22 protein-coding genes and 1 pseudogene are annotated in these 25,590 nt (G+C 62.7%); 11 read left to right on the top strand and 12 right to left on the bottom strand.

Features of this window, described 5'->3' with window-relative positions; translation table 11 throughout:
* The 4 genes and pseudogenes from B2V90_RS21505 to B2V90_RS23065 form a co-directional block, all read left to right on the top strand.
* A partial coding sequence (locus B2V90_RS21505) for a 2-oxo acid dehydrogenase subunit E2 (protein ID WP_293923088.1) occupies positions 1–875 on the top strand: 875 nt, incomplete at its 5' end.
* On the top strand, positions 875–1,276 hold the full coding sequence (locus B2V90_RS21510) for an acyl-CoA thioesterase (RefSeq protein WP_009821884.1): 402 nt from the start codon (positions 875–877) through the stop codon (positions 1,274–1,276). The genes B2V90_RS21505 and B2V90_RS21510, both read left to right, overlap by 1 nt.
* A gap of 12 nt (positions 1,277–1,288) precedes the next feature.
* Positions 1,289–2,686 carry a dihydrolipoyl dehydrogenase gene (lpdA, locus tag B2V90_RS21515; RefSeq protein WP_228222374.1) on the top strand — a complete coding sequence of 466 codons (1,398 nt, stop codon included), beginning with the start codon at positions 1,289–1,291 and terminating at the stop codon, positions 2,684–2,686.
* Positions 2,687–2,972: 286 nt separating this feature from the next.
* Positions 2,973–3,227 (top strand): annotated as a pseudogene (locus B2V90_RS23065) (phosphatase PAP2 family protein); the annotation flags it as partial.
* 48 nt (positions 3,228–3,275) lie between these two features.
* On the opposite strand, the gene B2V90_RS21525 reads toward B2V90_RS23065, so the two are convergent.
* The 11 genes from B2V90_RS21525 to B2V90_RS21575 form a co-directional block, all read right to left on the bottom strand.
* Positions 3,276–4,715: a DUF2142 domain-containing protein gene (locus B2V90_RS21525; protein WP_293923090.1), complete on the bottom strand. Its 1,440-nt coding sequence runs from the start codon at positions 4,713–4,715 to the stop codon at positions 3,276–3,278.
* A gap of 135 nt (positions 4,716–4,850) precedes the next feature.
* Positions 4,851–5,786 (bottom strand): hemolysin family protein, encoded by a 936-nt coding sequence (locus B2V90_RS21530; protein WP_228222376.1) that lies wholly within the window; start codon positions 5,784–5,786, stop codon positions 4,851–4,853.
* A 70-nt stretch (positions 5,787–5,856) separates the two neighbouring features.
* On the bottom strand, positions 5,857–6,366 hold the full coding sequence (gene ybeY / locus B2V90_RS21535) for an rRNA maturation RNase YbeY (RefSeq protein ID WP_228222377.1): 510 nt from the start codon (positions 6,364–6,366) through the stop codon (positions 5,857–5,859).
* A 141-nt stretch (positions 6,367–6,507) separates the two neighbouring features.
* A complete protein-coding gene (locus B2V90_RS21540; RefSeq protein WP_009821877.1) occupies positions 6,508–7,512 on the bottom strand; it encodes a PhoH family protein in 1,005 nt (334 codons plus the stop codon).
* A gap of 122 nt (positions 7,513–7,634) precedes the next feature.
* A complete protein-coding gene (gene miaB, locus B2V90_RS21545; RefSeq protein ID WP_228222378.1) occupies positions 7,635–8,999 on the bottom strand; it encodes a tRNA (N6-isopentenyl adenosine(37)-C2)-methylthiotransferase MiaB in 1,365 nt (454 codons plus the stop codon).
* A gap of 9 nt (positions 9,000–9,008) precedes the next feature.
* Entirely contained in the window at positions 9,009–9,767 is a 759-nt protein-coding gene (locus tag B2V90_RS21550) for a lysophospholipid acyltransferase family protein (protein ID WP_228222449.1), read from the bottom strand.
* Positions 9,768–9,771: 4 nt separating this feature from the next.
* Positions 9,772–10,194 carry a Fur family transcriptional regulator gene (locus tag B2V90_RS21555; protein ID WP_009821873.1) on the bottom strand — a complete coding sequence of 141 codons (423 nt, stop codon included), beginning with the start codon at positions 10,192–10,194 and terminating at the stop codon, positions 9,772–9,774.
* Between the two features lie 123 nt (positions 10,195–10,317).
* Entirely contained in the window at positions 10,318–10,740 is a 423-nt protein-coding gene (locus tag B2V90_RS21560; protein WP_009821872.1) for a MucR family transcriptional regulator, read from the bottom strand.
* A gap of 113 nt (positions 10,741–10,853) precedes the next feature.
* Positions 10,854–11,333, bottom strand: a complete 480-nt coding sequence (locus B2V90_RS21565; protein WP_009821871.1) for a GNAT family N-acetyltransferase — start codon at positions 11,331–11,333, stop codon at positions 10,854–10,856.
* Positions 11,330–11,959 carry a tRNA (adenosine(37)-N6)-threonylcarbamoyltransferase complex dimerization subunit type 1 TsaB gene (gene tsaB, locus B2V90_RS21570; RefSeq protein ID WP_228222379.1) on the bottom strand — a complete coding sequence of 210 codons (630 nt, stop codon included), beginning with the start codon at positions 11,957–11,959 and terminating at the stop codon, positions 11,330–11,332. The genes B2V90_RS21565 and tsaB overlap by 4 nt, the downstream gene beginning before the upstream one ends.
* 86 nt (positions 11,960–12,045) lie before the next feature.
* Positions 12,046–12,621 carry a NifU family protein gene (locus B2V90_RS21575; protein ID WP_037542746.1) on the bottom strand — a complete coding sequence of 192 codons (576 nt, stop codon included), beginning with the start codon at positions 12,619–12,621 and terminating at the stop codon, positions 12,046–12,048.
* A gap of 96 nt (positions 12,622–12,717) precedes the next feature.
* On the opposite strand from B2V90_RS21575, the gene B2V90_RS21580 reads away from it, so the two are divergent.
* The 4 genes from B2V90_RS21580 to B2V90_RS21595 all read left to right on the top strand — a co-directional run bounded on the left by B2V90_RS21580 (position 12,718) and on the right by B2V90_RS21595 (position 19,054).
* A complete protein-coding gene (locus tag B2V90_RS21580) occupies positions 12,718–13,188 on the top strand; it encodes a pyridoxamine 5'-phosphate oxidase family protein (RefSeq protein ID WP_228222380.1) in 471 nt (156 codons plus the stop codon).
* A 280-nt stretch (positions 13,189–13,468) separates the two neighbouring features.
* The gene (locus B2V90_RS21585; RefSeq protein ID WP_228222381.1) at positions 13,469–14,848 is read left to right on the top strand and encodes a DEAD/DEAH box helicase; all 1,380 of its coding nucleotides are present in this window, start codon (positions 13,469–13,471) and stop codon (positions 14,846–14,848) included.
* 95 nt (positions 14,849–14,943) lie between these two features.
* Positions 14,944–17,832 carry a M16 family metallopeptidase gene (locus tag B2V90_RS21590; protein WP_228222382.1) on the top strand — a complete coding sequence of 963 codons (2,889 nt, stop codon included), beginning with the start codon at positions 14,944–14,946 and terminating at the stop codon, positions 17,830–17,832.
* Between the two features lie 103 nt (positions 17,833–17,935).
* Positions 17,936–19,054, top strand: a complete 1,119-nt coding sequence (locus B2V90_RS21595; protein WP_228222450.1) for a glycosyltransferase family 4 protein — start codon at positions 17,936–17,938, stop codon at positions 19,052–19,054.
* A gap of 6 nt (positions 19,055–19,060) precedes the next feature.
* On the opposite strand, the gene B2V90_RS21600 is transcribed toward B2V90_RS21595, so the two are convergent.
* Positions 19,061–19,648 carry a TetR/AcrR family transcriptional regulator gene (locus tag B2V90_RS21600; protein ID WP_228222451.1) on the bottom strand — a complete coding sequence of 196 codons (588 nt, stop codon included), beginning with the start codon at positions 19,646–19,648 and terminating at the stop codon, positions 19,061–19,063.
* 117 nt (positions 19,649–19,765) lie between these two features.
* Here B2V90_RS21600 and B2V90_RS21605 point away from each other — a divergent pair, with 117 nt between their 5' ends.
* Genes B2V90_RS21605 through B2V90_RS21615 form a run of 3 tightly spaced genes read left to right on the top strand, consistent with a single transcriptional unit; the run spans position 19,766 to position 25,559 of the window.
* Positions 19,766–20,962, top strand: coding sequence for an efflux RND transporter periplasmic adaptor subunit (locus B2V90_RS21605; RefSeq protein WP_228222383.1), 1,197 nt, complete (start codon positions 19,766–19,768; stop codon positions 20,960–20,962).
* A gap of 3 nt (positions 20,963–20,965) precedes the next feature.
* The gene (locus B2V90_RS21610) at positions 20,966–24,142 is read left to right on the top strand and encodes an efflux RND transporter permease subunit (RefSeq protein WP_228222384.1); all 3,177 of its coding nucleotides are present in this window, start codon (positions 20,966–20,968) and stop codon (positions 24,140–24,142) included.
* A 4-nt stretch (positions 24,143–24,146) separates the two neighbouring features.
* Entirely contained in the window at positions 24,147–25,559 is a 1,413-nt protein-coding gene (locus tag B2V90_RS21615; protein ID WP_228222385.1) for an efflux transporter outer membrane subunit, read from the top strand.
* Positions 25,560–25,590 lie beyond the last annotated feature (31 nt).

The following is a 25,590-nucleotide window of genomic DNA, read 5'->3' on the forward strand; positions in this document are numbered from 1 at the left end:
AGGGCATCGACCTGGCCAGCGTCAAGGGCAGCGGCACCAACGGCCGTATCATCAAGGCGGACATCGACGCGGCCAAGCCGGGCGATACGCCTGCGCCCGCCGCATCGGCCGCTTCGTCCGCCACGGCTGCGCCGGCTACCGCGGCCGCCGCGCCGGCCGCTGCGCCCGCTGCGCAGGACTTCGGCATCCCGCATGAGGTCATCAAGCTCAGCGGCATGCGCAAGACGATCGCGCGCCGCCTGACCGAATCCAAGCAGCAGGTGCCGCACATCTACCTGACGGTGGACATCCAGCTCGACAAGCTGCTCAAGCTGCGCGCGGAGCTGAATGCGGGTCTGGAAAGCCGCAAGGTGAAACTGTCGGTCAACGACCTGCTGATCAAGGCCTTGGGCGTCGCGCTGATGCAGGTTCCAGAATGCAATGTGCAGTTTGCCGGCGACCAGATGCTGCAATTCAAGCGCGCCGACATCTCGGTTGCGGTGTCGATCCCCGGCGGCCTGATCACGCCCATCATCACGCAAGCGGACGGCAAGGGCGTCGCCGCCATTTCGACCGCGATGAAGGATTTGGCGGCACGCGCCAAGGACGGGAAGCTGAAGCCAGAGGAATATCAGGGCGGCACGGCTTCGCTGTCCAACATGGGCATGTTCGGCATCAAGCAGTTCGAAGCGGTCATCAACCCGCCGCAGGCCATGATCATGGCGATCGGCGCGGGTGAAAAGCGGCCCTATATCGTCGATGACGCCGTTCAGATCGCGACGGTGATGTCGGCCACAGGCAGCTTCGATCACCGCGCCATCGACGGCGCCGATGGCGCGCGCCTGATGCAGGTGTTCAAGGAACTGATCGAAAATCCGATGGGCCTGCTTGCCTGATGGGGCATCCCGACGAACAGCCGCCCGAGGCAAGTCCGGCTGTGCGGATCATCGCCATGCCCGCCGATACCAATCCCTATGGGGATATTTTCGGTGGTTGGCTGATGAGCCTGATGGACTCGGCCGCCGGGTCGGTCGCGGCGCGCCATAGTCATGGACGCGCCGTCACCATCGCGGTGGAAGGGATGACATTCCTGCGGCCGGTGGTCGTGGGTGATGAGGTTTCGGTCTTCGCAACCCTGAAATCCGTTGGGCGTACGTCCATGAAGATTGACGTGGAAGCATGGCGCCGAACCCGCCATGACGACCGCAGTTACCGCGTGACCCGCGCGACCTTCACCTTCGTGGCGATCGGCGAAGATCGCCAGCCCCGTTCCGTGCCGCCCCTTCCGGCAGAATAGAGAGAAGACATCATGGCTGAGAATTACGATCTCATCGTTCTGGGCTCCGGCCCCGGCGGCTATGTCGCCGCGATCCGCGCTGCACAGCTGGGCTTGAAAGTCGCGATCGTGGAGCGCGAAAATCTGGGCGGCATCTGCCTCAACTGGGGGTGCATCCCAACCAAGGCGTTGCTGCGGTCGGCGGAAATCTTCCACTATATGCAGCATGCCGGCGACTATGGTCTGGCGGCGGAAAAGATCAGCGCCGACATCGCGGCGGTCGTCAAGCGTTCGCGCGGGGTGGCCAAACAGCTTAATCAGGGCGTGACGCACCTGATGAAGAAGAACAAGATCGCCGTGCACATGGGCGATGGCAAGCTGACGGGTAAGGGCAAGCTTTCCGTAACCAAGGACGGCAAGACCGAGGAACTGACGGCCAAGAACATCATCCTGGCGACTGGCGCGCGCGCGCGCGACCTGCCGGGCACGCCGGCCGACGGCAAGCGGGTTTGGACCTACCGCCATGCGATGACCCCGCCCGAAATGCCGACCAAGCTGCTGGTCATCGGATCGGGCGCGATCGGCATCGAGTTTGCCAGCTTCTACAATGACATGGGCGCGGACGTCACCGTGGTCGAGATGATGGACCGCATCGTCCCGGTCGAGGATGCCGACGTTTCGGCATTCCTGGAAAAGGCGCTTAAAAAGCAGGGCATGACTATCATGACCGGCGCAGGCGTCAGTGACATAAAGGTGACGGACAAGGGCGTGTCGGCCAAGCTGAAGGACAAGGCGGGGAAGGAAAGCGCCGCCGAGTTCAGCCACATGATTGTCGCCATCGGCATCGTTCCCAACACCGCCGACATCGGCCTTAAGGAACTCGGCGTCGATGTGGACGATCGCGGTTTCCTCAAGACCGACGAGATGTGCCGCACCAATATCGAGGGGCTGTGGGCGATCGGCGATATCACCGCGCCGCCGTGGCTGGCGCACAAGGCGAGCCATGAGGGCGTGATTGCCGCCGAAGCCATTGCGGGCAAGCACCCCCATGCCATGGACGCGCGTAATATTCCTGGCTGCACCTATTGCCATCCGCAAATCGCCAGCGTCGGCCTGACCGAAGCCAAGGCGAAGGAAGCGGGTTATGAAGTGAAGGTCGGCATGTTCCCCTTCATCGGCAATGGCAAGGCGATCGCGCTGGGCGAAGCGGAAGGCTTCACCAAGACGGTGTTCGACGCCAAGACCGGCGAATTGCTGGGCGCCCACATGATCGGCGCGGAAGTGACCGAGATGATCCAGGGCTACACCATCGGCAAGACGCTGGAAACGACCGAGGCGGAACTGATGCACACGGTGTTCCCGCATCCGACCATTTCGGAATCGATGCATGAAAGCGTGCTCGCGGCCTATGGGCGCGCGCTTCATATCTGACCGGCGATCAGTGACAAAAGGCGCGGGAGCTTTGGCTCTCGCGCTTTTTTGCGTGTTGCTGATCGCGTTCGCGCAGCGTTTCGGATGGCTGGACGAAATCAATGTCGGGCTGATGACGCTGGCGGGCGAAGGGCGGGACACCGGGCCGGGCGGCACGGTGACGATGGTGATGCGGCTGGCGTCTGCCATCGGTGGCACGCTGGGGCGCATCACGCTGCTGGCGGTGGTGCTGGCGCCGCTCATCTGGGCTGGCCATCGGCGATCCGCGATGTGGCTGGCGGGCATGATGGCGGTCGGGACGCTGCTCAACCTGGCGTTGAAACAGGCCTTTGCCGCGCCGCGCCCGGACTTGCTGCCGCATCTCGATCTCGTCCACACATATAGCTTTCCAAGCGGCCATTCGGCGGGGAACATGATGTTTTTCGGCGCGCTGGCGATGCTCGCCGGGCGGCGTGGCGCCTATTGGGGCGCGGCGGTCGTAATCCTGCTGATCGGGGTCAGCCGCGTCTGGCTGGGGGTCCATTGGCCCAGCGACGTATTGGCTGGCTGGGTCGAGGGGCTGGGCTGGCTAGCCTTTTGCGCGATCTGGCTACCAGCGCGGGGAGGGAAGCAGCAGTGCGCGCGCGATGCTGCCGTGCGGAGGCATTCCGTCGCTGGTAACGAAGCCGTGGACCCGGAAACTGTCGAAGGCGCTGGTCGCGGCGATCAGCGATAAGGGGATCGCCGTCCAGATGAGCAGCCTTTGCGCGCCGATGACAGCGCGTGCCGGTGACAGCGCAATCAGCACCAGCGGCAGCACCGGCAGGAAGTAGCGCCCCTGCGTACCCTGGATATAATCCGCGCCGAGCGGCGTGCCAGTCAGATACATGGCGGTTTCTACGAGCAGCGCGACACCGAGGGCGACAGCAAGCCACCAGATACGCTGCCCCAGGCCAAAGCGCGCGGCCGAGCCCGTCGCCACCCCGGCAGCCAGCATCAGCGCCGCGAGCGGATAGGCGAGCAGGGGCAGGAGGATCGCGTTCCAGCCGAACCGCCCGACGATCTGAAGCGCATAGACCGGCGCGCGTTCAATGACGCTGGTGACGAGGATATGGACATAACCAAGTGGCGAGGCGAGGATCATGGCAAGCTGATCGCGCAGTGGCGCGGTCATCATCGTCTCGCCGGTTTTGCGTGACTGAATATGGTAAAGCGCCTGGCTGCCACCGGAATAGTGCATCCAGCCCAGGAAGGCGATCGCGCCCAGCGCCATCGCGCCGAGGATCAGCCACTGGCGGGGATCGCGTCGCGTCGGCCAGCGAAGGCCTGCGGCCATGAGCGGCAGATAGACGCCCTTGCACAGGGCCAGCAACGGTCCGGTGAGGAGCAGTCCGACCGGGCGAGCCGGCGCCGAGCCCATGAACCCGATCCGCAGGGCAAGCGCCAGGCCCACAAAGCCAAGGCCGTTGATGACGGCATCGGGAGAAAGCGAGCCCGTCTGGTAGGCGAAGGTCGGCAGCAAGGCGGTGACGAGCAGCGCATTACGGCCGAAAGGTAGCAGTTGCAGCGCGGCGATCAGCAGGGCGAGGCCGGTCAGCGCGTTGACGAGGCGTCCGACATAGAAGGTGCCAAGCGACGACAGACCCAGCCCCTTGCCCGCCGCCAGACCCACGGCGCCTGGCACATAGAGTGTGGGCGCATAGCTGGCGACATTGGGGAAATCGGCAAAGTCAGTTCCGGTGCGACCCGCGTCGGCGGCGGCGCTCCGTCGCAATTGATCCGCGTCGAACACCCGCACCGTGGCGGGCACGTCGGTGGGAAAGTCGATGCGATGGATGTCCAGCGCGGCACGTGGCAATGTCGTGCCGATCGCAGGACCACGCTGCTGCGTCAGCACATCCCCCTGCCTGACCGCCAACGCCTTCATATAATGTTGATTTTCGTCCGGCGCCTGGAAGGGGGGCGTCACGAGGCAGAAGAAGAGTGTGAGCAGGCACAGGAGGGCAAGCAACAGCTTTTCCGACCCGCTCCATGGCACGGCGAACAACATGTCCGCGCGTTCCAGGCCAGAAAATCGCTGTCGTTCGTTCCGCATCGGCAAAATTTAGCCGCGACGGCTTAATATTTCGCGACTGTCTCGCAATGTGGCCAGATTTTCAACGGCGCGTTACATAGGGCGGCGTCGTCATTCCGCTTCCGGCTCCAGCGCCACGGGGGGATGCAGACGCAGGCGCGTCACGCGCCGGCTGTCGCTGGCGATGATTTCCAGTTTCCAGCCGCTTTCGGGATGGTCCAAAATCTCGCCCATCTCGGGCACGCGGCCGGCGAGCACGAAGGCCAGACCGCCCAGCGTATCGACATCTTCCTCCACATCGCCAAGGCGGGCATCAATTTCTTCGGCGACATCATCGAGTTCAGCGCGGGCATCAGCTTCCCACAGGCCATCGTCCAGCGGCACCAGCATCGCTTCGGGCGCATCGTCATGCTCGTCCTCGACGTCGCCAACGATTTCCTCGACCAGATCCTCGAACGTCAGCAGCCCTTCGGTGCCGGAATATTCGTCAAGCACGATGGCAAGATGGGTCCGCTTGGCGCGCATTTCCGCAAGCAGGTCCAGTGCGCCCATGCTTTCAGGCACATAGAGCGGCTGACGGATCAGGGGTGCAAGCGTGTCGGGCGCCGGCGCTTTGCCGGCCAGGATGGCAAAGGCGTCGCGAATGTGGATCATGCCCACGATCGTGTCGAGATTTTCCCGGTATACAGGGATGCGGCTGTGGCCAGCTTCGGCAAAGAGCGCCGCGAGGTCTGCGAAGCTTGCCGTCTCCTCGATCGCCACGATGTCGGCGCGGGGCACGGCGACATCATCGACCGTATGTTCGGAAAAGTGCAGCAGGTTGCGCAGCATCTGCCGTTCGATGGCGGACAGGTCGCCCTTTACCGGCGGATGATCTTCTTCATCTTCCTCATCATATTCGTCGAGCGCCTCTTCCAGTTCCTTGCGCAGGCTGGTTTCTGCATTCTCGCCGAACAGCAGCGACTTGATGCCGCTCCATAAGCCGCCCTCGTTACTACTGTCCGCTTCCTTGGAAGCGTTGCCATCCTTGGGGCTGCCTTCAGCCATCGGTCGTTCTAGTCCCCTGTTCGAAGCGTTTCGCGATCGGCCTTAGCGACCTTGCAGGAAAAACGCCTCATCAAATATCGTTGCGGTCCCCATAGGGGTCAGCCAGGCCCAGCGACGCCAGCGCGGCGATTTCCAGCGCTTCCATCGCTTCGGCTTCTGCGTCGTCCATATGGTCATATCCCAGCAAATGAAAAGTGCCGTGGACGATAAGATGCGTGGCATGATCCAAGATGCTGATGCCCTTGTCGGCGGCTTCCTGGACGCAGACGCCTTCGGCCAGGACGATGTCGCCCAGCAGCACCTCGCCATCGTCGGTGTTGGCCGTCGCCTGAAGCAGATCGTCCTGCACCATCGGAAAGGACAGGACGTTGGTCGGCTTGTCCTTGTCGCGATAGGCGCGATTGAGGCCATGCACTTCCTCGTCGGAGGTCAGCTTCACCGCGATTTCATAATGTGTGGGTGCTGCTGCGAAGCCGGCATAGGGGCTGTGCGCGATCGCGGCGGTGACGGCGCGGTCGGCGAGGGATTGCCAGTCCGCGTCGGGCCAGCCGGTTTCGTGGAGGAGGGCGACGTCGATCATGAGTTATATGTCCGTTCGTCCTGAGTAGCCGCTGAGCTTGCCGAAGCGGCGTATCGAAGGATGTAGTGCGCGCCTGCCCTTCGATACACAGCTGTCGACACGCTCAGTCTCTCAATCCGGGCGACCGGTGTAGGGATCAGATCAAGCATCCGGCCCCTCATATGCCTGGACGATGCGGCCGACGACCGGGTGCCGCACCACGTCGCCGATGCCGAATGGCACCATGGCGATGCTTTCCACGCCATGCAGGCGGGCCACCGCGTCGGCGAGGCCAGAGATGCCGGGTTGCGGCAAGTCGACCTGCTTGGGATCGCCGCAGATGACCATGCGGCTGCCCTCGCCAAAGCGGGTCAGGAACATCTTCATCTGGGCGATGGTGGTGTTCTGCGCCTCGTCGAGCACGATGAACGCGTTGGCCAAGGTGCGCCCGCGCATGAAGGCGAGCGGCGCGATCTCGATCTCGCCGCTCGCGATGCGCCGTTCGACCTGTTCGGCCGGCAGCGTGTCATAGAGCGCGTCGTAGATGGGGCGCAGATAGGGATCGACCTTGTCCTTCATGTCGCCGGGCAGGAAGCCCAGCCGCTCGCCCGCTTCCACCGCCGGGCGGGAGAGGATGAGGCGATCCACGCTGCCGGTGATGAGCTGGCTGACTGCCTGCGCGACCGCGAGATAGGTCTTGCCGGTGCCTGCCGGGCCGAGGGCGAAGATGATGTCGTTGCGGGTCAGCGCCTCCATATAGGTGACCTGCGTCGCTGATCGTGGCACGATCGTCTTCTTGCGGGTGCGGATCATCACCTTGGGCGGTTCGGCGACGTCATGGCGGATGATGCCGTCGAGCGTCGGTTCGGCGGACATGGCGATCACCGCCTCCACTGCGCCGGAATCGATTTCCTGCCCGGCGACAATCCGGTTGTAGAGGCCGGTCATGACGTCGCGGGCGCGGGCGGCGGCTTCGGCCTCACCCTCGATCTGGAGCTTGTTGCCGCGCGCGGCGATATAGACACCCAGGCGGTTTTCGATGGCGACCAAATTCTGGTCATATTGCCCGAACAGCGCGCCCAGCAGATGCGGTTTATCGAAAGTGACTTCCAGACGGGCGCGCTCGGCGATGTCGGGGCGCGGACTGTGATGTGGCTTTTTCGACATAGGTCAACCTCTCCCTTGCACGGTCACACCCGCAAAGACGGGCATCCATCTTCCAAACCAAGCGTCTAGCGGAACGGCCCGGAGATGGGTCCCCGTCCTTGCGGGAACGACGGTGCGATGGATCAAGCGGCCTTCCTCCTCACGGTTTCGCCAGCCAAGCTATTGGGTCCGGCGCTGATGATATCGACGTTGACCAGATCGCCGATCGACAGCTCCGGCGCGGTCACGACGACCGACTGGAGCCAGGGCGATTTGCCAATGAGCTGGCCGGGGTGCCGACCCTTGCGCTCCAGCAGGATCTGCGTGGTCCGCCCTACGGTCGCGGCGTTGAATTCGGCCTGCTGGCGGTTGAGCGAGGCCTGAAGCCGCGAAAGCCGTTCGTCCATGACCGCTGCCGGTATCTGGTGATCCATGTCGGCGGCTGGCGTTCCGGGGCGGGGGCTATATTTGAAGCTGTAGCATTGGGCGTAGCGCACCTGTTCGACGATGCGCAGCGTATCTTCAAATTCGGCATCCGTTTCGCCGGGGAAGCCGACGATGAAGTCGCCGGAAATGGCGATGTCGGGGCGCGCCTGCCGCACCCGTTCGATGATGCGCAGATAGCTGTCGGCGCTGTGGCTGCGGTTCATCGCTTTTAGGATGCGGTCATTGCCCGCCTGCACCGGGAGATGCAGGAACGGCATGAGCTTGTCGATGTCGCCATGCGCCGCGATCAGGCCATCGCTCATGTCATTGGGATGGCTGGTCGTATAGCGGATGCGGCGCAGGTCAGGGATTTTCGCCAGTTCACGGACCAGTCCGTCCATGCCCTGCGCCCGGCCCTTGTCATCCTCCCCGGTCCAGGCGTTCACATTCTGGCCAAGAAGGGTGATTTCCCGCGCGCCGCCATCGACCAGCGCCTTGGCTTCATCGACGATCGCGCTCCAACTGCGGCTGATCTCGGCGCCGCGTGTGTAGGGGACCACGCAATAGGTGCAGAATTTGTCGCACCCTTCCATGATGGTAAGGAAGGCGGTGGGGCGCGCCTGCTTGGTGCGCGCCGGGAGCGCGCCGAATTTGGAGGCCGCCGGCATGTCGGTATCGACCGCCGCTTCGCCCCGACCGACCTTGTCGATCAGATCGGGCAGGCGATGATAGGCCTGTGGCCCCACCACGATGTCGACATTGCGCGCGCGGCGCTGGATCTCGCTGCCTTCGGCCTGTGCGACGCAGCCGGCGACGGCGATCATCGGACGGCTGCCATCGTCGCGGGTCAGGCGGCCGATGTCGGAATACACCTTGTCCACCGCCTTTTCACGAATGTGGCAGGTGTTGAGGATGACGAGGTCGGCGTCCGTGCCCTCGGCAGCGGGGGTCATGCCCTGCGTGCCCAGCATTTCGGCCATGCGCTCGCCATCATAGACGTTCATCTGGCAACCGAAGGATTTGACGTGAAATGTCGTGGGCGCGGTCGTCGCAGGATTTCGGGGGGCGTCGTTACGATTCATGCGGTCCAGCTATACAGGCGGCAAGGGGGGAGCGGAAGAGTGGTGATGCGCGGCGATGCTGGCGGCGATCCGGTCTCGCGCCAGCGCGGCGATCGCCTTGCGATCCGCGCATTTGGCCGGATCGAAGGGCGCGAGAAAGCGAATCGTCATCGGCAATCGGCCCTTGCGTCGCAGAATTCGCAGGACGTTGTCGACCGCGGGTTCGTCACCGATCCAGGCGATGTCCGAGGCGGCTGCACCATAGTCGATGTACACCGGCTGGATCATCACAGGGCGCGGCGGCGGTAGCAATACGGCCAACAGGGTGGGCTTGAACGGCAGGAGCGTGGTGCCGTCGCCGGTCGTGCCTTCGGGAAAGAGCGTGACCGGCTGATGCCCCATCAAGGCCGATCGGAGCGCGTCCATCTGCCCTGACAGGCCGCCGCGGCGTTCGCGCGAAACGAAGACCGTGTTGTTCTGCGCCGCCAGCCAGCCGACGACGGGCCATCGTGCTACGCCATCTTTCGACACGAAGGCCGTGCCGGTGGCCCCGCCCAGCGCAAGAATGTCGATCCAGCTGACATGGTTGGCGAGCAGGAAAATGTCGCCGCCGGCCGGTTGACCGTCGAGAGATATCCGCGCGCCGATCGCGCGCGCCGCGAGCCCCAGAAACCGGGAGGGCCAAGGCGAGCGCCGGCCGGCCAGGCGCCAGCCGAGATGAGGGATGAGGCATAGCAGCAGGGCACTGGCCAGCAGGAAAAGGCGGCCAGCGCAGCGCAGGGGCGCGATCCTGTCAGTTCTTGCGGTCGAGCGCGACGCCGTACAACTCCATACGGTGATCGACCAGCCGGAAACCCAGCTTTTCGGCGATCTGCTTTTGCAACTGTTCCAGTTCCGGGTCGACAAATTCGATGACATTGCCGGTTTCGACGTCGATCAAATGGTCATGATGCGATTCCGGCGCAGCTTCGTAGCGGGCGCGACCGTCGCCGAAATCATGGCGTTCCAGGATGCCGGCTTCTTCGAACAGGCGCACAGTGCGATACACGGTGGCGATGGAAATGCCCGGATCGATAGTGGCGGAGCGTTTGTGCAATTCCTCGACATCGGGATGATCGGACGCGTCACTGAGCACCTGGGCAATCACCCGGCGCTGCTCTGTGATGCGCAGCCCCTTTTCATGACATAGGGCTTCGACGTCAATTTTGCGGTTCATGCAGGCTCGCTTACTGGATTCAGGCGAAAAGTCGGGCATAGCCTAGCGCCTTTTACTCATGCGGGAAAGGGGCGCATCGGCCGATGCACCCCTTTCCGGGAAAGTCGCGCTGGCGCGGTGTGATTACTTGCCGCGGGTGCGGCGACGCTTGGTGCCAAGGCCGATCTTCTTTGCCAGATTGCGGCGCTGTTCGGCGTAGTTGGGCGCGACCATCGGATAGTCGGCGGGCAGGTTCCACTTGGCGCGGTAATCTTCCGGCGTCATCTGATAATGGGTCATCAGGTGACGCTTGAGCATCTTGAGCTTCTTCCCGTCTTCAAGGCAGACGATATAGTCGGGCTTGATCGACGCGCGGATGGACACGGCGGGTTCGGGGCGGACCTCGGGCGCTTCGACCGGCTGGTTGAGCGCGGACAGGGCGGCGTGAACATTCTGGATCAGCGACGACACATCCGAAACCGCAACGCTATTGTTGGAGACGTGCGCGGCAACGATGTCAGAGGTCAATGTGATAAGCAGTTCGTTCTGCGCGGATTCGGTTTCCATGGTCCTGTTTCCTGCCAATTTATACAGTGATGCGACCCGCCCGACGGAATGTTTTCAGGAGCGGTATTGCGTCGCCTAATCTTCACATGGGGTTTACGCAACCATCAATTGCTTCAAATGCCCATATCGATGCGAAAACTTAAGGCGTCATATAATTGACCATCACTGCCGCGATAATAACCCGGGCGGCGATGCACATATTCGAACCCAATTTTCTCATAGAGTTGAATGGCGTTATTCGTCGCGCGTACTTCAAGATTCATCGATGTGATGCCTCGCCGACGCGCCGTGCGTAAACTGTCCCGTAGCAATGTTTCCCCGATACCGCGCCCGCGCCAGAGCGGGGCGACCGCCAGCAACAGCAATTCGCATTCATCCAAAACGGACCGCACCAGGGCGAAGCCGAGCGGCGAGGCGTCGAGCCGCGCAACCGTAAGCCAAGTGCCAGGCATGATCATCACCCCCGCCAATTGCGGCAAGGTCCAGGCTTCGCCAAAAACGGGGTCGAAGGCCGCAGTCATCACGTCCATGGTGTCGGCCATCGCGTTGCGATCCGCGCCTTCGTGCAGGTCAAGGGAGAGGCCGGGCATCATGGCAGGGCGCGCTCCGCAATCGTCTTCGCGTCTGCGCCACGGCCATAAATGGGGGAGGGCGGCAGGCCTGGCAGCGCCGCGATCAGCGGCCATGCGCTGGCGTCGGGATAGAGGGTGACCGCTGTGCCGGCACCGCGTTCCGTGACCAGCGTCTCAGCGCCGGTGCCGTAGATAAAGGGCGTTTCAATCTGTCGCGCCAGGTCCGAAATTAGGGTCGAACGGATGGGGCCATGCTGGGTGCGGCCATCGGCATCGAAGCATTGCCAGAATAGTTCGCCGTGCCCGCCGGTGATGGTGACCACAATGGGGCCGCCCTGATGATCGCTGAGCGCCGCCTGCGCCGCAATGATCGAGGGCGCGCTGAAACCGTGAAGCGGAACGGCCCAGGCCAGAGCCAGGGCACGGGCGGCGGCGATACCAATCCGCACGCCGGTAAAGCTGCCCGGCCCTACATCGACGGCGATCGCATCGGCGCGTCCTCCGTCGGGCAAGGCAGCGATAGCCGGCAGAAGCGCCTCGGCATGGCCGCGACCGACAATCTCGTGAAATCGCCCGACAGGCGTACCGTCCTCCAGCAGCGCCACGGACAGGGCCTGTGTCGCAGTGTCGATCACCAGCAGGCGCAAGGAATACTCCCGTTCAGCATCCGCCAGATGCGGACTCGCCTAGCGGTTAGTCGATCCGGGGCGATTTGCCAAATGGCCTTGCGGCATCAGACCGCGCGCACTTCCGTCACTTCGGGAACATAATGTTTGAGCAGTTGCTCGATGCCGTTCTTGAGCGTCGCCGACGACGATGGGCAACCAGCGCAGGCGCCCTGCATCTTGAGGTAAACCGTGCCCTTGTCGAACCCGCGATAGATGATGTCGCCACCATCATTGGCGACGGCAGGGCGGACGCGGGTGTCGATCAGTTCGCGGATCTGATCCACGATCTCGGCATCTTCGGGGTTTTCGGCAAAGGCGTCGTCATCGGCCGGAACATGGATTTCGCCTGCCGATCCGGCCACGAACAAAGGCATGTTCGCGGAGAAATGTTCGAGCAGGATGGAGAGCACTTCGGGCTTCACGTCGCGCCAGTCAGACCCTTCGCCGATGGTCACGGAAATGAAGTCGCCGCCAAAGAAAACGCCGGTAACGTCTCCCAAGGTGAAGAGCGCACTGGCAAGCGGCGATGCCTCGGCCTCTTCAGGGGATGCGAAATCGCGGGTGCCAGCGCCCATGACCACGCGGCCGGGGATGAATTTGACGGTCGCCGGATTGGGCGTCGGTTCGGTCTCGATCAGCATGGTGCGCATGTGGCGATTTGCTGCGGCAAGATCAACCCGTTGGAACTTCGCCCGCGACCGTTGATTGAGTGTAGCAAATATGAAGGAGATGCGACGATGAGCACCGAGACCGAAATCCGCGAACGTTTCTGGAAGCAACTGTCGGAAAGCCCGTTTCTGATGGTCGGCCTGCAGGGTTCGCGGGACCATAATCTGCCGATGACCGCGCAGTTGGACCCGGAAGCCAATCATTCCTTCTGGTTCTATACGTCCAAGGACAATCGGCTGGCACCAGGCGGCCCGGCCATGGCGCAATATGCGTCGAAGGATCATGACCTGTTCGCATGCGTCGATGGCACGCTGACCCCGGAAACAGACCCGGCGGTGATCGCTCGTTACTGGTCCAAGCAGGTCGAGGCCTGGTATCCGCAGGGCCGGAATGATCCCAGTCTTCTGATGCTGCGGTTCGACCTTAACACCGCTGAGATCTGGGAAGCGGAAATGTCCCTGAAGGGCGTGTTCAAGATGATGTTCGGCGGCGACGTGCGTTCAGAGATGAAGGGCAAGCACGCCGAAGTCTCTCTTTGAACACCTGAACTTGTGGTAAGCGGCTGCCTGGTTGGTGGCCGCTTGCTTTTTGCGCGCGTTGCAGGCATATGCGCTGCGGCGCAGCAACCGGCTTTCACAGGCCCATAGCGATTGGCAGCGTGATCGTCCCCGACGCTTATCGAGCGGGAAGGGACCGGCCAATGACCAGCCTGCGCCAAGCTTGAGGCTTCCCTTTTCACGCGGGTCGTTTCGTAACCCGCCTCGCGCCCTCTCTGTGACAGTCACGGACGGTCGGCGCTGGCCGACATGTGAGACTATCATGGAATTTACCGATCTGGGCTTGTCAGAGCCGATTCTGAAGGCGCTTTCCGCCAAGAAATACACCGCGCCCACCCCCATCCAGCAAAAGGCGATCCCGGTGCTGCTGCAAGGCCACGACCTGTGCGGCATCGCACAGACCGGCACCGGAAAGACGGCGGCCTTCGCGCTGCCCAGCCTCGATTATTTCGCGCGCAACCCCAAGCCGACGCCGCTGCGCGGTTGCCGGATGCTGGTGCTGTCGCCGACCCGTGAACTTGCCGCGCAGATTGCGCAGAGCTTTCGCGACTATGGCCGGTTCCTCAAGCTGAGCGTCGAAACGGTGTTCGGCGGCGTGCCGATCAACCGGCAGATCAAGGCGCTGAGTCAGGGCGTGGATATCGTCGTGGCGACGCCGGGCCGCCTGCTCGACCTGATCGACCAGCGGTGCTTCACCATCAAGGACACGGAAATCTTTGTCCTCGATGAAGCGGACCAGATGATGGACATGGGCTTCATCCACCCGTTGAAACGCGTCGCCAAGCTGCTGCCGACCGATCGGCAGAACCTGTTTTTCTCGGCCACCATGCCCAAGGAGATCGAGGCGCTGGCCGGTCAGTTCTTGAACGATCCGGTCAAGGTCAGCGTCGCGCCGCAATCGACGACGGCAGAGCGCGTGCGTCAGCAGGCGACATTCGTCAATCAGGCGGAAAAGCAGGCGTTGCTGCACATCGTGCTCGAAACCGAAGACATTGATCGCGCGCTCATTTTTACGCGGACCAAGCATGGCGCAGACCGCGTGGTTCGCTTTTTGGAAGGGGCAGGCATCGACGCCTTCGCCATCCATGGCAATAAGAGCCAGGGCCAGCGCACCACCGCTCTGCAGGCGTTCCGCCAGGGCAAGGTCAAGCTGCTGGTGGCGACCGATATTGCCGCACGCGGCATCGACGTGTCGGGCGTCAGCCATGTCATCAATTTCGAAATCCCCAACGTGCCCGAACAATATGTTCACCGGATCGGCCGTACGGCGCGCGCGGGCGCGGAAGGCGTGGCGATCAGCTTTGTGGCCGATGATGAGCGGCCCTATCTCAAGGCGATCGAGCGGGCGACACGCGTGAAGCTGGACGTCGCACCGCTGCCGGAAAATTTCCTGGAAGCCGTCCGTAACCTGCCCAAGCCCGCGCCGCAGCGCAAAGGTCCAAGCCAGAGCCCATCGCAACAGGCCAAGCGCGCCGAAGGGCAGCGCCGCTATCAGGACCAGCAGAAGGCGCAGCGCGGCACCCCCGACAAGGCGCATCGTGGCGATGGCGACGGCACGGGGGCCAAGAAGCCTTTCCGTCGGCGCCGGCGTGGCGCGGTGGGCGCGCACAAGGGCGCGGTGCAGCGGACTGGCGCGCGCTAAACAGCAATGAAAGAAAGGGAGGCGGTGCTCAGTCGCCCCCCTTTCCTTATTTTGTCAGTGGTGGTTCAGGAAAAAGACGCTAGGCTTTATCGCCTATGCGTTTTTCCCCCCGCCGTTCGGCCGCTTCGCTCCTCATCCTGTCCCTGTTGCTGGCCGGCGCGCCGCAGACGCTGGCCCAGCCGCAGCAGACCGCAACACCGGTCGATCAGGGGGCGAGCAAGGCGCAGGTCCGCCCCTGGCTCTATGAAAATAGCGACGTGCCGATCGATGCTGCATGGCGGTTCGGCACGCTTTCCAACGGGCTGCGCTACGCGGTGCGGCGCAATGGCGTTCCGCCGGGACAGGTTTCGATCCGCCTGCGGATGGACGTCGGATCGCTCATGGAGCGCGCGGATGAGCAGGGATATGCTCATTATATGGAGCATCTCACCATGCGTGGGTCGCGCCATGTGCCGGATGGCGAATCCAAGCGTATCTGGCAACGTCTGGGCGTCACCTTCGGCAGCGACAGCAACGCCCAGACAACGCCCACCGGCACGACCTATGCGCTCGACCTGCCCCAGGCGACGCAGGCCAGCTTGACCGAAAGCATGAAGATATTGGCCGGGATGATGGCCGAACCCAATATCAACGCCGGTTCGGTCGATGCCGAACGGGCGGTCGTGCTGGCGGAAAAGCGAGAGAGCGACGGCCCACAAAGCCGCATCTCGGATGCCAATCGATTGCATTTCTTCGCCGGACAGCCACTCGCCGAACATGCGCCGATCGGCACGGTCGACACGCTGAAAGCCGCGACCGCGGCGAAGATGGAGGCGTTCCACCAGCGTTGGTATCGCCCTGAAAACACGGTGATCGCAATTTCCGGGGACATTGATCCGGCCATTGCCGAACAGTTGATCAAGGATAATTTCGGTAATTGGACTGCGCCTGGAAAGGGGGCGGCGATCCCTGATTTCGGCGCACCCGACCCGAAGGCGCCGGCGACGCGCGTCTTCGTGGAACCGGGCGTGCCGGTCAGCCTGACCATGGCGTGGCTGCGACCCTGGACCCCGCATGCCGACACGATCGTCTATAATCAGGACAAGCTGACCGACATGCTGGCGTTGCAGATCGTCAGCCGGCGGCTGGAACAGGCGGCGCGGAGCGGGGGGAGTTTCCTTCAGGCGAGCGTCGAGCAGCAGGACGTCAGCCGATCCGCCGACGGCACCTTCGTGTCGATCATACCCAGCAATGACGACTGGCAAAAGGCGCTGCGCGACGTGCGGGCCATCATTGAGGACGCAAAGGCAGCGCCGCCCAGCCAGGCGGAAATCGATCGCGAATATGCGCAGATGGATACCGCGCTCGCCATACAGGTCGAAAATGCGCCGACTGAAGCCGGGGCCAAGCAGGCGACCGACCTGGTGAGCGCGGTCGATATTCGTGAGACGACGGTCAGCCCGCAGGCCGCTGTCGAGATATTCCGCGCGGGCAAGCCCGCCATGACCCCGCAAAAGATTCTCGATTCAACGCAGCGGCTGTTTTCCGCCGGGGTGTTCCGGGCAATGCTGGTGACAAGCAAGGTGGAGCCGGGGCAGGACGAACGACTGGCGGCCGCGCTTGTCGCCCCGGTCAAGGCCGCGACCAATGCGCGGCTGTCGGACAAGCCGGTAACGATGGATGACCTGCCCAATCTCGGCGCGCCGGGCACGGTGGTCTCGCGCAGCCAGGTGGGCTTGCCCGGCATGGAGACGATCACTTTCTCCAATGGCGTCAAGCTGGTCCTGTTCGCCAATGACGCCGAACCGGAAAAGGTGCGGATCAATGTCCGTTTCGGTCATGGTCAGCAGGCCTTCTCGCCGGTGAAGCCCGTGCCGAGCTGGGCCGGCGGCTATGCGCTGATGGCAAGCGGCATTGGCAAGCTCGGCCAGCGCGAACTGGACGAGCTGATGATCGGCCGACGCATGGGGATGAATTTCGAAACTGACGACGACGCCTTCGAAATGCAGGCCGTGACGCGGCCGGCCGACTATAAGGATCAGTTGCGGCTGTTTGCTGCCAAGCTTGGGGAACCCGGTTGGGACCCCGCGCCGATCGCACGGGTCAAGACGGGGGCCATGGTTGCCTATGACGCTATGTCCCGTGCGCCCGATTCGGTGCTTGGACGCGATCTCAATTGGTTGCTGCATGACAAGGATGTGCGGTTCCGCACGCCGTCCCGCGCCGAAATCGAAGCGCTGACGCCCGAAGCGTTCCGCGCAACATGGGCGCCGATCCTTGCTTCGGGCCCGATCGAGGTTCAGCTGTTCGGTCATGTCGATGCCGAAGACGCCATCAAGGCGGTTGCCGCTACCTTCGGCGCCTTGCCATCGCGCGGCGATACGCCGATTCCGGCCGCTAACAAGGCGATGCGCTTTCCCGCCCATGTCGAAAAGCCGGTGGTCCTGCGCCATGAAGGCGACAAGGATCAGGCTGCCGCCGTCATGGCGTGGCCAACGGCGGGCGGCTTCGATTTGCAACAGCAGGGCCGCCAGCTGGAGATATTGACCCAGATTTTCAACGACCGCCTTTTCGACAAGCTACGGTCGACCGAGGGTGCGGCCTATTCGCCCAGCGTCCAGAATAACTGGCCATTTTCCTATGAAAGCGGCGGATATATCCTGGTCACGAGCCAGGTGCGGCCGGACCGTATCAGCTATTTCTACGACGCGGTGAAGGCGACGGCGGCCGATCTGGCGGCCAATCCCGTCAGCGCCGATGAACTCCAGCGCGCGGTCGCGCCGATGCAGCAATTGCTGATGCGCGCAAGCACCGGTAACGCTTTCTGGATGAACCAGATGGAAGGGGCGACGCATGATCCCCGTTATGTTCAGGCAATGCAGAATATGGGCAAGGATATGCTGAGCGTCACGCCAGCGCAGTTGCAGGCGCTGGCCGTCAAATATCTGGTGCCTGCCAAAAGCTGGTCGGTGATCGTGCTGCCCGAAGGCGTATCCGCCAAATAGACGGCGGTGAGGGGCTTTTCCGCTTGCTCCAGCCGGTGTTGGACGACTAGGCGACGGCTCCGGAAGCGAAGGGCAGGGCAATGAAGGGCGGACGGGGTTGAGCGTGCGGGTCATCCTGTCGGTAGAGGCGCTGGAACCGCGGCTTTCCGGCATCGGTCGATATAGCTGGGAACTGGCCCAGCGCTTGCCGTTGATCGAGGATGTCGAGAGCGTCCGCTTTTATCGCAACGGCCAGTGGATCACTGATCCCGGCCTGTTGCTGACGGATGGCCGGCAACCCTTGTGGGGCAACAAGCCGTTGCGATGGCTGCGCAAGCGCAACCAATGGGCCGTGCGCCTGAAACAGGCCGCAACCATGCGCAGTCATCTGTTCCACGGGCCCAATTATTTTCTGCCACCGGCCGGGGAGGGCGGGGTCATTACCGTGCATGACCTGTCGGTGTTCCGCTACGCCGAAACGCATCCGGCCGAGCGTCTGGCCCAGTTCGAACGTTACTTTCGCCTGTCGGTGGATCGTGCGGCGCATATCATCACCGATAGTGAGACGACGCGTCAGGAAGTGGCTGATTTCCTGGGGTTCGATCTGGCGCGGATCACGGCCGTCCCGTTGGCGGCGAGCCCGGTGTTTCAGCCGCGCGGCGCCGATGCGACCGCTGCTGCGCTGGCGCGCTACGATCTGACGCCGCAGGGTTATGCGCTGTGTGTTTCGACCGTCGAGCCGCGTAAGCGCATCACGCAATTGCTGCATGCCTGGCGAAACCTGCCAGCCGCCGTCCGTAGCCGCTGGCCACTGATGGTGACGGGCGGATCGGGCTGGCTGAGCGATGCCGTTCGCGACTTGATGGAAAAAGGGGCGCGCGAGGGGTGGGTGCGTTATCTGGGCTTCGTGCCGGAGGAAGATTTGCCGCTGCTCTATGCCGGCGCGTCGCTGTTCGTTTATCCATCCGTCTATGAAGGGTTCGGCCTTCCGCCAGTCGAGGCCATGGCCAGCGGCGTGCCAGTCGTCGTATCGAACGCGTCATGCCTGCCTGAAGTCACTGGCGGCGCGGCGATGCTGGTCGAGCCGGAGGATATTGCGGGATTTTCGCGGGCCTTGGAGCGGGCGCTTGAGGATGAAAGCTGGCGACGGCACGCTATCGCCAAGGGACTGGAGGTCGCCGGTCGCTATAGCTGGAACAGGTGCGCGCGGGAAACCGTAGAGGTTTACCGTCGTTTGCGTTGAGCGGCGTTAGTGTATCGCCTTCAATCCCGCGACGATCATCTGCGCCGCCCGACGCGCCGCACTTGCCGCTGGCAGCTTGGGACGCGACAGGGTGCGATGGCCAAGGCCAAACATGCATGCCAGCAACAACTCTTCAGCTGCATCGAGCGCTTCACCTGTCAGGTCGGGGTTTGCCACGCAGGCAAAGTCGCGCAGAACGACGCGAAATCCGACGCACAACTGTCCGATCATCTTGCCCACAGCCTCGTTACGAAACGCCTCAGCCATGATTTCGAACGAAAGCGCTTCTTCCTTTTCATCGGTACTATGGAGCAGCATGGCCTCGAACGCTTGTTCGGCAGAGAGTTCATGCGCATCCAGCCGGGATCGCAATATGGTCATCTGCGCAGTCCATGCGTCGGAGTCGATCCGCACCAGCGCTTCGATCACTTCTTCCTTGCCCTTGAACAGGCGATAGATTTGACCGACTGATACCTGAGCGGCGCTGGCCAATTGCGCCATGGACGTCTGATGAAACCCGTTGGCGGAAAAAAGCGTGCGCGCTGCCGTCAGAATCCGCGCCCTTCCGTCTGCTTCATGCTGCACTGCAACCATTTCTACCCCCAAATGGCTTTTTGAGCCTTGAACTTTCTGTGGCATGATCCTACCTGCGCAGCAAGCGGAATGAACGTTCATTCCGCACTCAGGTATCAAACAAAACGGATTCGGGCTATGCAAAAGGGGATTTTCACCGGGTTGCTGGCGTGTGCGTCGGCTTTGGCGTTGAGCGGTTGCGGTGAAAGCCAACCGCCCGCGCCCCCGCCGCCCGCGGTCGGCGTGACGACGGTAAGCACGCAATCTGTCCCCTTGGTCAATGAACTGCCGGGCCGTGTGGCGGCGCTGGAAACAGCCGAAGTTCGCCCGCAGGTCAATGGCGTCATCCGCCGCAGCCTTTTCTCGCAAGGCGGCTATGTACGCGCCGGCCAGGTTTTGTTCGAGATCGAAGATTCGCCCTATCGCGCGGCATTGGCACAGGCACAGGGTGCTTTGGCGCGCGCGCAGGCGGCCATCGGATCGACCAGTCTGCAAGCGCAACGCTATAAGGACTTGGTCGGCATCAATGCTGTCAGCCGGCAGGAATATGACAATGCGGTGGCCACCGCGCAGCAGGCGCGGGCCGATGTTGCGGCGCAGCGCGGCGCGGTGCAGGCGGCACAGGTCAACCTGGATTTTACGCGCATCCGCGCGCCCATCTCGGGCCGTATCGGGCGCTCGCTCTTTACCGCGGGTGCGCTGGTGCAGACCGGGCAGTCTGACCCGCTGGCCACGATCCAGCGGCTGGACACGGTCTATGTGGATGTGACCCAGTCTGCGGCCGAGATCATCGACCTGAAGCAAGCCATGAAGAAAGGTGGCGTGAGCGAGGCTGATGGCGCGCGCATCCAGCTGATCTTGCCGAACGGCAGCACATACCCGATAGAGGGCCGTCTCCAGTTTTCGGAAGTGACCGTGGACCCGGACACCGGAGCGGTCACGTTGCGGTCGACCTTTCCCAATCCCGATGGACTGCTGCTTCCTGGCATGTATGTCCGCGCCCGGCTGGTCGAAGGACGGCGCAATTCAGCGATCCTGGCGCCGCAGCAGGGCATCAGCCGCGATGCGCGCGGACGCGCTACGGCGATGGTCGTGGGCAAGGGCAACAAGGTCGAAATGCGTCAGGTAGAGGTCGATCGTGCGGTCGGAGACAAGTGGATCGTCACCAGTGGGCTTAAGCCCGGCGACAAGCTGATCGTGGAAGGCCTGGTCAATCTCAAGCCCGGAACGGTGGTTCGCCCTGGTGCGCCGCAGCAAATAACGGCGCAGCAGCAGGGCGCGAAGCCCGGTTCCGGCCAGGCGGCCGGCCAGCCGGCTCAGGGCGAGGCCAACTAAATCATGGCGCGTTATTTCATCGACAGGCCCATCTTTGCATGGGTCATCGCCATCGTCATCATGCTCGCGGGCCTGCTGGCGATCCGTTCCCTGCCGGTTGCGCAGTTCCCGGAGATCGCGCCACCTGCGGTCACGATCCAGACCAGCTACCCTGGGGCGAATGCCCAGACGCTGGAAAGCACGACCACGCAGATCATCGAGCAGCAGCTTAAGGGCATCGACAATCTGCGCTACTTCTCTTCCACCAGCGACGGGTCGGGCAATCTCAACATCACTCTGACGTTCGAACAGGGAACCGACCCTGACATTGCGCAGGTGCAGGTGCAGAATAAATTGTCGCAGGCGACCCCGTTGCTGCCGCAAGAGGTCCAGCAGCAAGGGTTGCGCGTCGGCAAGTCGACATCGAGCTTCCTTTTGATCGCCGCAGTCTACACGGACGATGGTATTCACGATCAGGAAGACGCGGCCGACTTCATCGCGTCCACCTTGCAGGATCCGCTCAGCCGCGTCACCGGCGTGGGCGATACGCAGCTGTTCGGCTCGCAATATGCGATGCGCATCTGGCTCGATCCCTACAAGATGGCCAATTTGCGCATCACCACAGGGGACGTGAAGTCCGCGATCCAGGCGCAAAATGCCCAGGTTTCGGCCGGCCAGATCGGCGGCGCGCCAGCGCCCCAGGGACAAGCGCTCAATGCGACTGTCACCGCCCAGTCGCGTTTGCGGACGGCGGAGGAATTCGAGAAAATTCGGCTTCGCAGCAACAGCGATGGATCGGTCGTCCTGTTGTCCGATGTCGCCCGCGTCGAGCTTGGGGCTGAGAATTACGGCTTTGGCGTCAAGTTCAACGGCCATCCCGCTTCCGGTTTTGGCATCAAGCTTGCGCCTGGCGCGAATGCGCTCGATACAGTGGAAGCGGTGAAAGACCGCGTCAACGAATTGTCCAAGAATTTTCCGACCTGGGTCAAATATGATTTTCCGGTCGACAATTCCAAATTCGTGACATTGTCGGTTGAGCAGGTGATCCACACGCTGTTCGAAGCAATTCTGCTCGTCTTCTTCGTCATGTTCATCTTTCTGCAGAACTGGCGCGCGACGCTTATCCCAACGATTGCTGTGCCGGTTGTCCTGCTTGGCGCATTAGCGGTGCTCTACGCGGCCGGCTTCACCATCAATACGCTGACGCTGTTCGGTATGGTGCTGGCCATCGGCCTGCTGGTCGATGACGCGATCGTCGTGGTCGAAAATGTCGAGCGTCTGATACAGGATGAAGGGCTGACGCCGAAGGAAGCCGCGCGGCGATCCATGGACGAAATCAGCGGCGCGCTGATCGGTATTGGCCTCGTCCTGTCCGCAGTGTTCCTGCCGATGGCCTTCTTCGGCGGCTCGACCGGCGTCATTTTCCGCCAGTTCTCCATTACCATCGTGTCATCGATGATCCTGTCGGTCCTGGTGGCGCTGATTCTGACGCCAGCTTTGTGCGCCACAATTTTGAAGCCCGCATCGCATGGCCATGATCAATGGTCGGGGCGTTTCGGGTCGATCTTTGGACGCTTTTTCGGTTGGTTCAATCGTACCTTTGACAAGGGCGTCACGCGTTATGGCCAGGGCGTCGAGAAGGTCGAGCGCCGCTGGGTGCGCACGATGCTGCTTTACCTGCTGATCGTCATCGGCATGGCGTTCATCTTTCTGCGGTTGCCATCAGGCTTCCTGCCGGAGGAGGATCAGGGCATCATCATCGCGCAATTGTCACTGCCGGCGGGATCCACGCTGGAAGAAACCGAACGGTCGCTGACGCGAATGCGGCGCCATTATCTGGTGGATGAGAAGAGTAATGTGGAGGCTGTCTTTACCATCGCGGGCTTCGGCTTTGTGGGGCAGGGGCAGAATGTGGGCATCGCCTTTGCCCGGATGAAGGATTGGGCGGATCGCAAGGGCGCGGAAAATGCCGTCCCTGCGATCGCGCAGCGCGCCAATATGGCGTTCCAGAAGATTTCCGCTGGCATGGCCATCGCCTTCGTGCCGCCGGCCGTCCAGGAACTGGGCAATGCGTCCGGTTTCGATTTCCAGCTGCTCGATCAGGGCAATCTGGGCCATGATAAGCTGCTGGCGGCTCGCAACCAGCTGCTTGGCATGGCAATGGGCGACGAGCGGCTGGCGCAGGTGCGTCCCAACGGCCTGGAGGATACGCCCCAGCTCAAGCTGAACGTCGATCAGGCGGCTGCCGGCGCGCTCGGGATCGCCCAGGCGGATGTCAATGACACGATCAGCACCAATCTTGGCGGCGCCTATGTCAATGATTTCATTGATCGTGATCGGGTGAAGCGCGTCTACGTCCAGGCTGACGCGCCCTATCGCACATCGGCCGATGCCATAGGCGCTTATCATGTCCGGGGTAGTTCCGGCCAAATGGCGCCCCTTTCCGCTTTCTCGACGACGGAATGGGTGCAGGGGCCGGCGCGACTGGAGCGCTTCAACGGTGTACCTTCGATGAACATCCAGGGTGGCGCCGCGCCCGGCGTGTCCAGCGGCACTGCCATGCAGGCGATGGAGGAACATGCCGCCAAGCTGCCCGCAGGGATCGGCTTCAGCTGGAACGGCATTTCTTATGAAGAACAGACATCGGGGGGGCAGGCGCCTTATGTCTATGCCCTGTCCATGCTGATCGTCTTCCTGTGCCTTGCTGCCCTGTATGAAAGCTGGTCGGTGCCGATCGCGGTCATGCTGGTGGTTCCGCTCGGCGTGCTGGGTGCGGTGATCGCGGCCACGCTCGCAGGCCTCAATAACGACATTTACCTACAGGTCGGCCTCATCACGACCATTGGCGTTTCGGCCAAGAACGCGATTTTGATCGTGGAGTTCGCGGAAGAAAAGATGCGTGAGGGCCTGTCGCCCGCGCGGGCAGCGCTGGAAGCGGGCAAGTTGCGCTTGCGGCCGATCCTGATGACCAGCTTCGCGTTCATCTTCGGCGTCTTGCCGTTGGCCTTGTCGACTGGCGCGGGCGCGGGTGGTCAAAATGCCATTGGCTGGGCTGTGGTAGGCGGCATGTTGTCGGCGACCGTGCTGGCCATCTTCTTCGTGCCGGTCTTCTTCACCGTGGTGAAACGTCTGTTCCGGGAACATCATGATAATCAAGCGGCGGACAATGCCGATGCGCCCACTTCGTCGCAGGAGGCCTGAGATCATGCGCAGCATCAAGGCGCTGAGCGCCGTCACCCTGTCGCTTGCCCTGGCGGCGTGCGACATGGCGCCGAAATATGTGCGGCCCGATCTACCGGTGCCGGTCGAAAGTCCGCAGGGACCTGCCTATGCTGAAACAGGCGAGGGCGCGGCGGCGATTCCGGCAGAGACGGCCTGGCGGGATTTCTTCACGGACCCCCGGATGGTCCGGGTGATCGAGACGGCTTTGACCAATAATCGCGACCTGCGCATTGCTGTCGCCAATGTAGCGCAGGCGCGCGCGCAATATCGCGTGCAAAGGGCCGACCTTTTTCCAAGCGTGAATGCGAGTGGCACGGCCACTTATTCCGAACAGCCGCTCGTTCAGTTCGGCCAAACTCAGCGGCTGAACAATGATGTCTATCAGGCGCAGGTCGGCATTTCGGCGTGGGAAATCGACCTCTTCGGCCGCGTGCGCAATCTCAGCAAGGCGGCGCTCGAGCAATTTTTCGCAACAGACGAAAATCGCAAGGCGGCGCAGACCAGTCTCGTGGCGGAAACCGCCAATGCGTGGCTGGTGATGGCGGCCGATCAGGAACGATTGCGCATCGCCCGGGAACTGGAGGGGGCGTTCGGCAAGACGCTGACCCTGACCAAGGCGCGGTTTGAGCGGGGGATCGCATCGGAGCTGGAAGTGCGCCAGGCGCAGACCAGCTACGATCAGGCGCGATCGGATATTGCCGAAGCGACGACGCTGGTCGCGCAGGATCAAAATGCGCTCAACCTGCTGGCCGGTACGACCGTGCCCGCCAGCGACCTTCCCGACAGCCTGACGCCGGAAGGGGCCACCCTTGAGAATTTGCCGGCGAACATCACATCCGATGTCTTGCTGCAACGGCCCGATATCGCGTCGGCCGAGCACCAGTTGCGCGCCGCGAACGCCAATATCGGCGCGGCGCGGGCGGCCTTCTTCCCTAATATCTCACTGACGGCGGCTTTCGGATCTATCAGCCAGGGCCTCTCCAACCTGTTCGGATCGGGATCGGATTTCTGGTCGGTGGCGCCTTCGGCCAACCTGCCGATTTTCGATTTCGGCCGTAATCAGGGCAATTTGCGTTATGCCCGGGCCACCTATGACGCGATGGTCGCAACATACGAAAAAAGCGTCCAGACCGGTTTTCGCGAAGTTGCCGATGCGTTAGCTCGCCGCGGGACGATGGAGCGCCAGCTGGAGGCCCAGACCTCGCTGCGGGATTCCGCGCGGGTCGCCTATACGCTTTCCGAAGCGCGCTTTCGCGCGGGCGTCGACAGCTTCCTAACGACGCTGGATTCGCAGCGTTCGCTCTATACCGCCGAACAGTCGCTGGTGGCGACGCGGTTGACGCGCGAGGCCAATATGGTCGAACTCTACCGGGCCATGGGTGGCGGTCTCAAATAGGCTTTGGCCGCAAAATGCGGGAAGCGGAACG

Source organism: Sphingobium sp. UBA5915, from assembly GCF_002431195.1.
Taxonomy (GTDB): domain Bacteria; phylum Pseudomonadota; class Alphaproteobacteria; order Sphingomonadales; family Sphingomonadaceae; genus Sphingobium; species Sphingobium soli.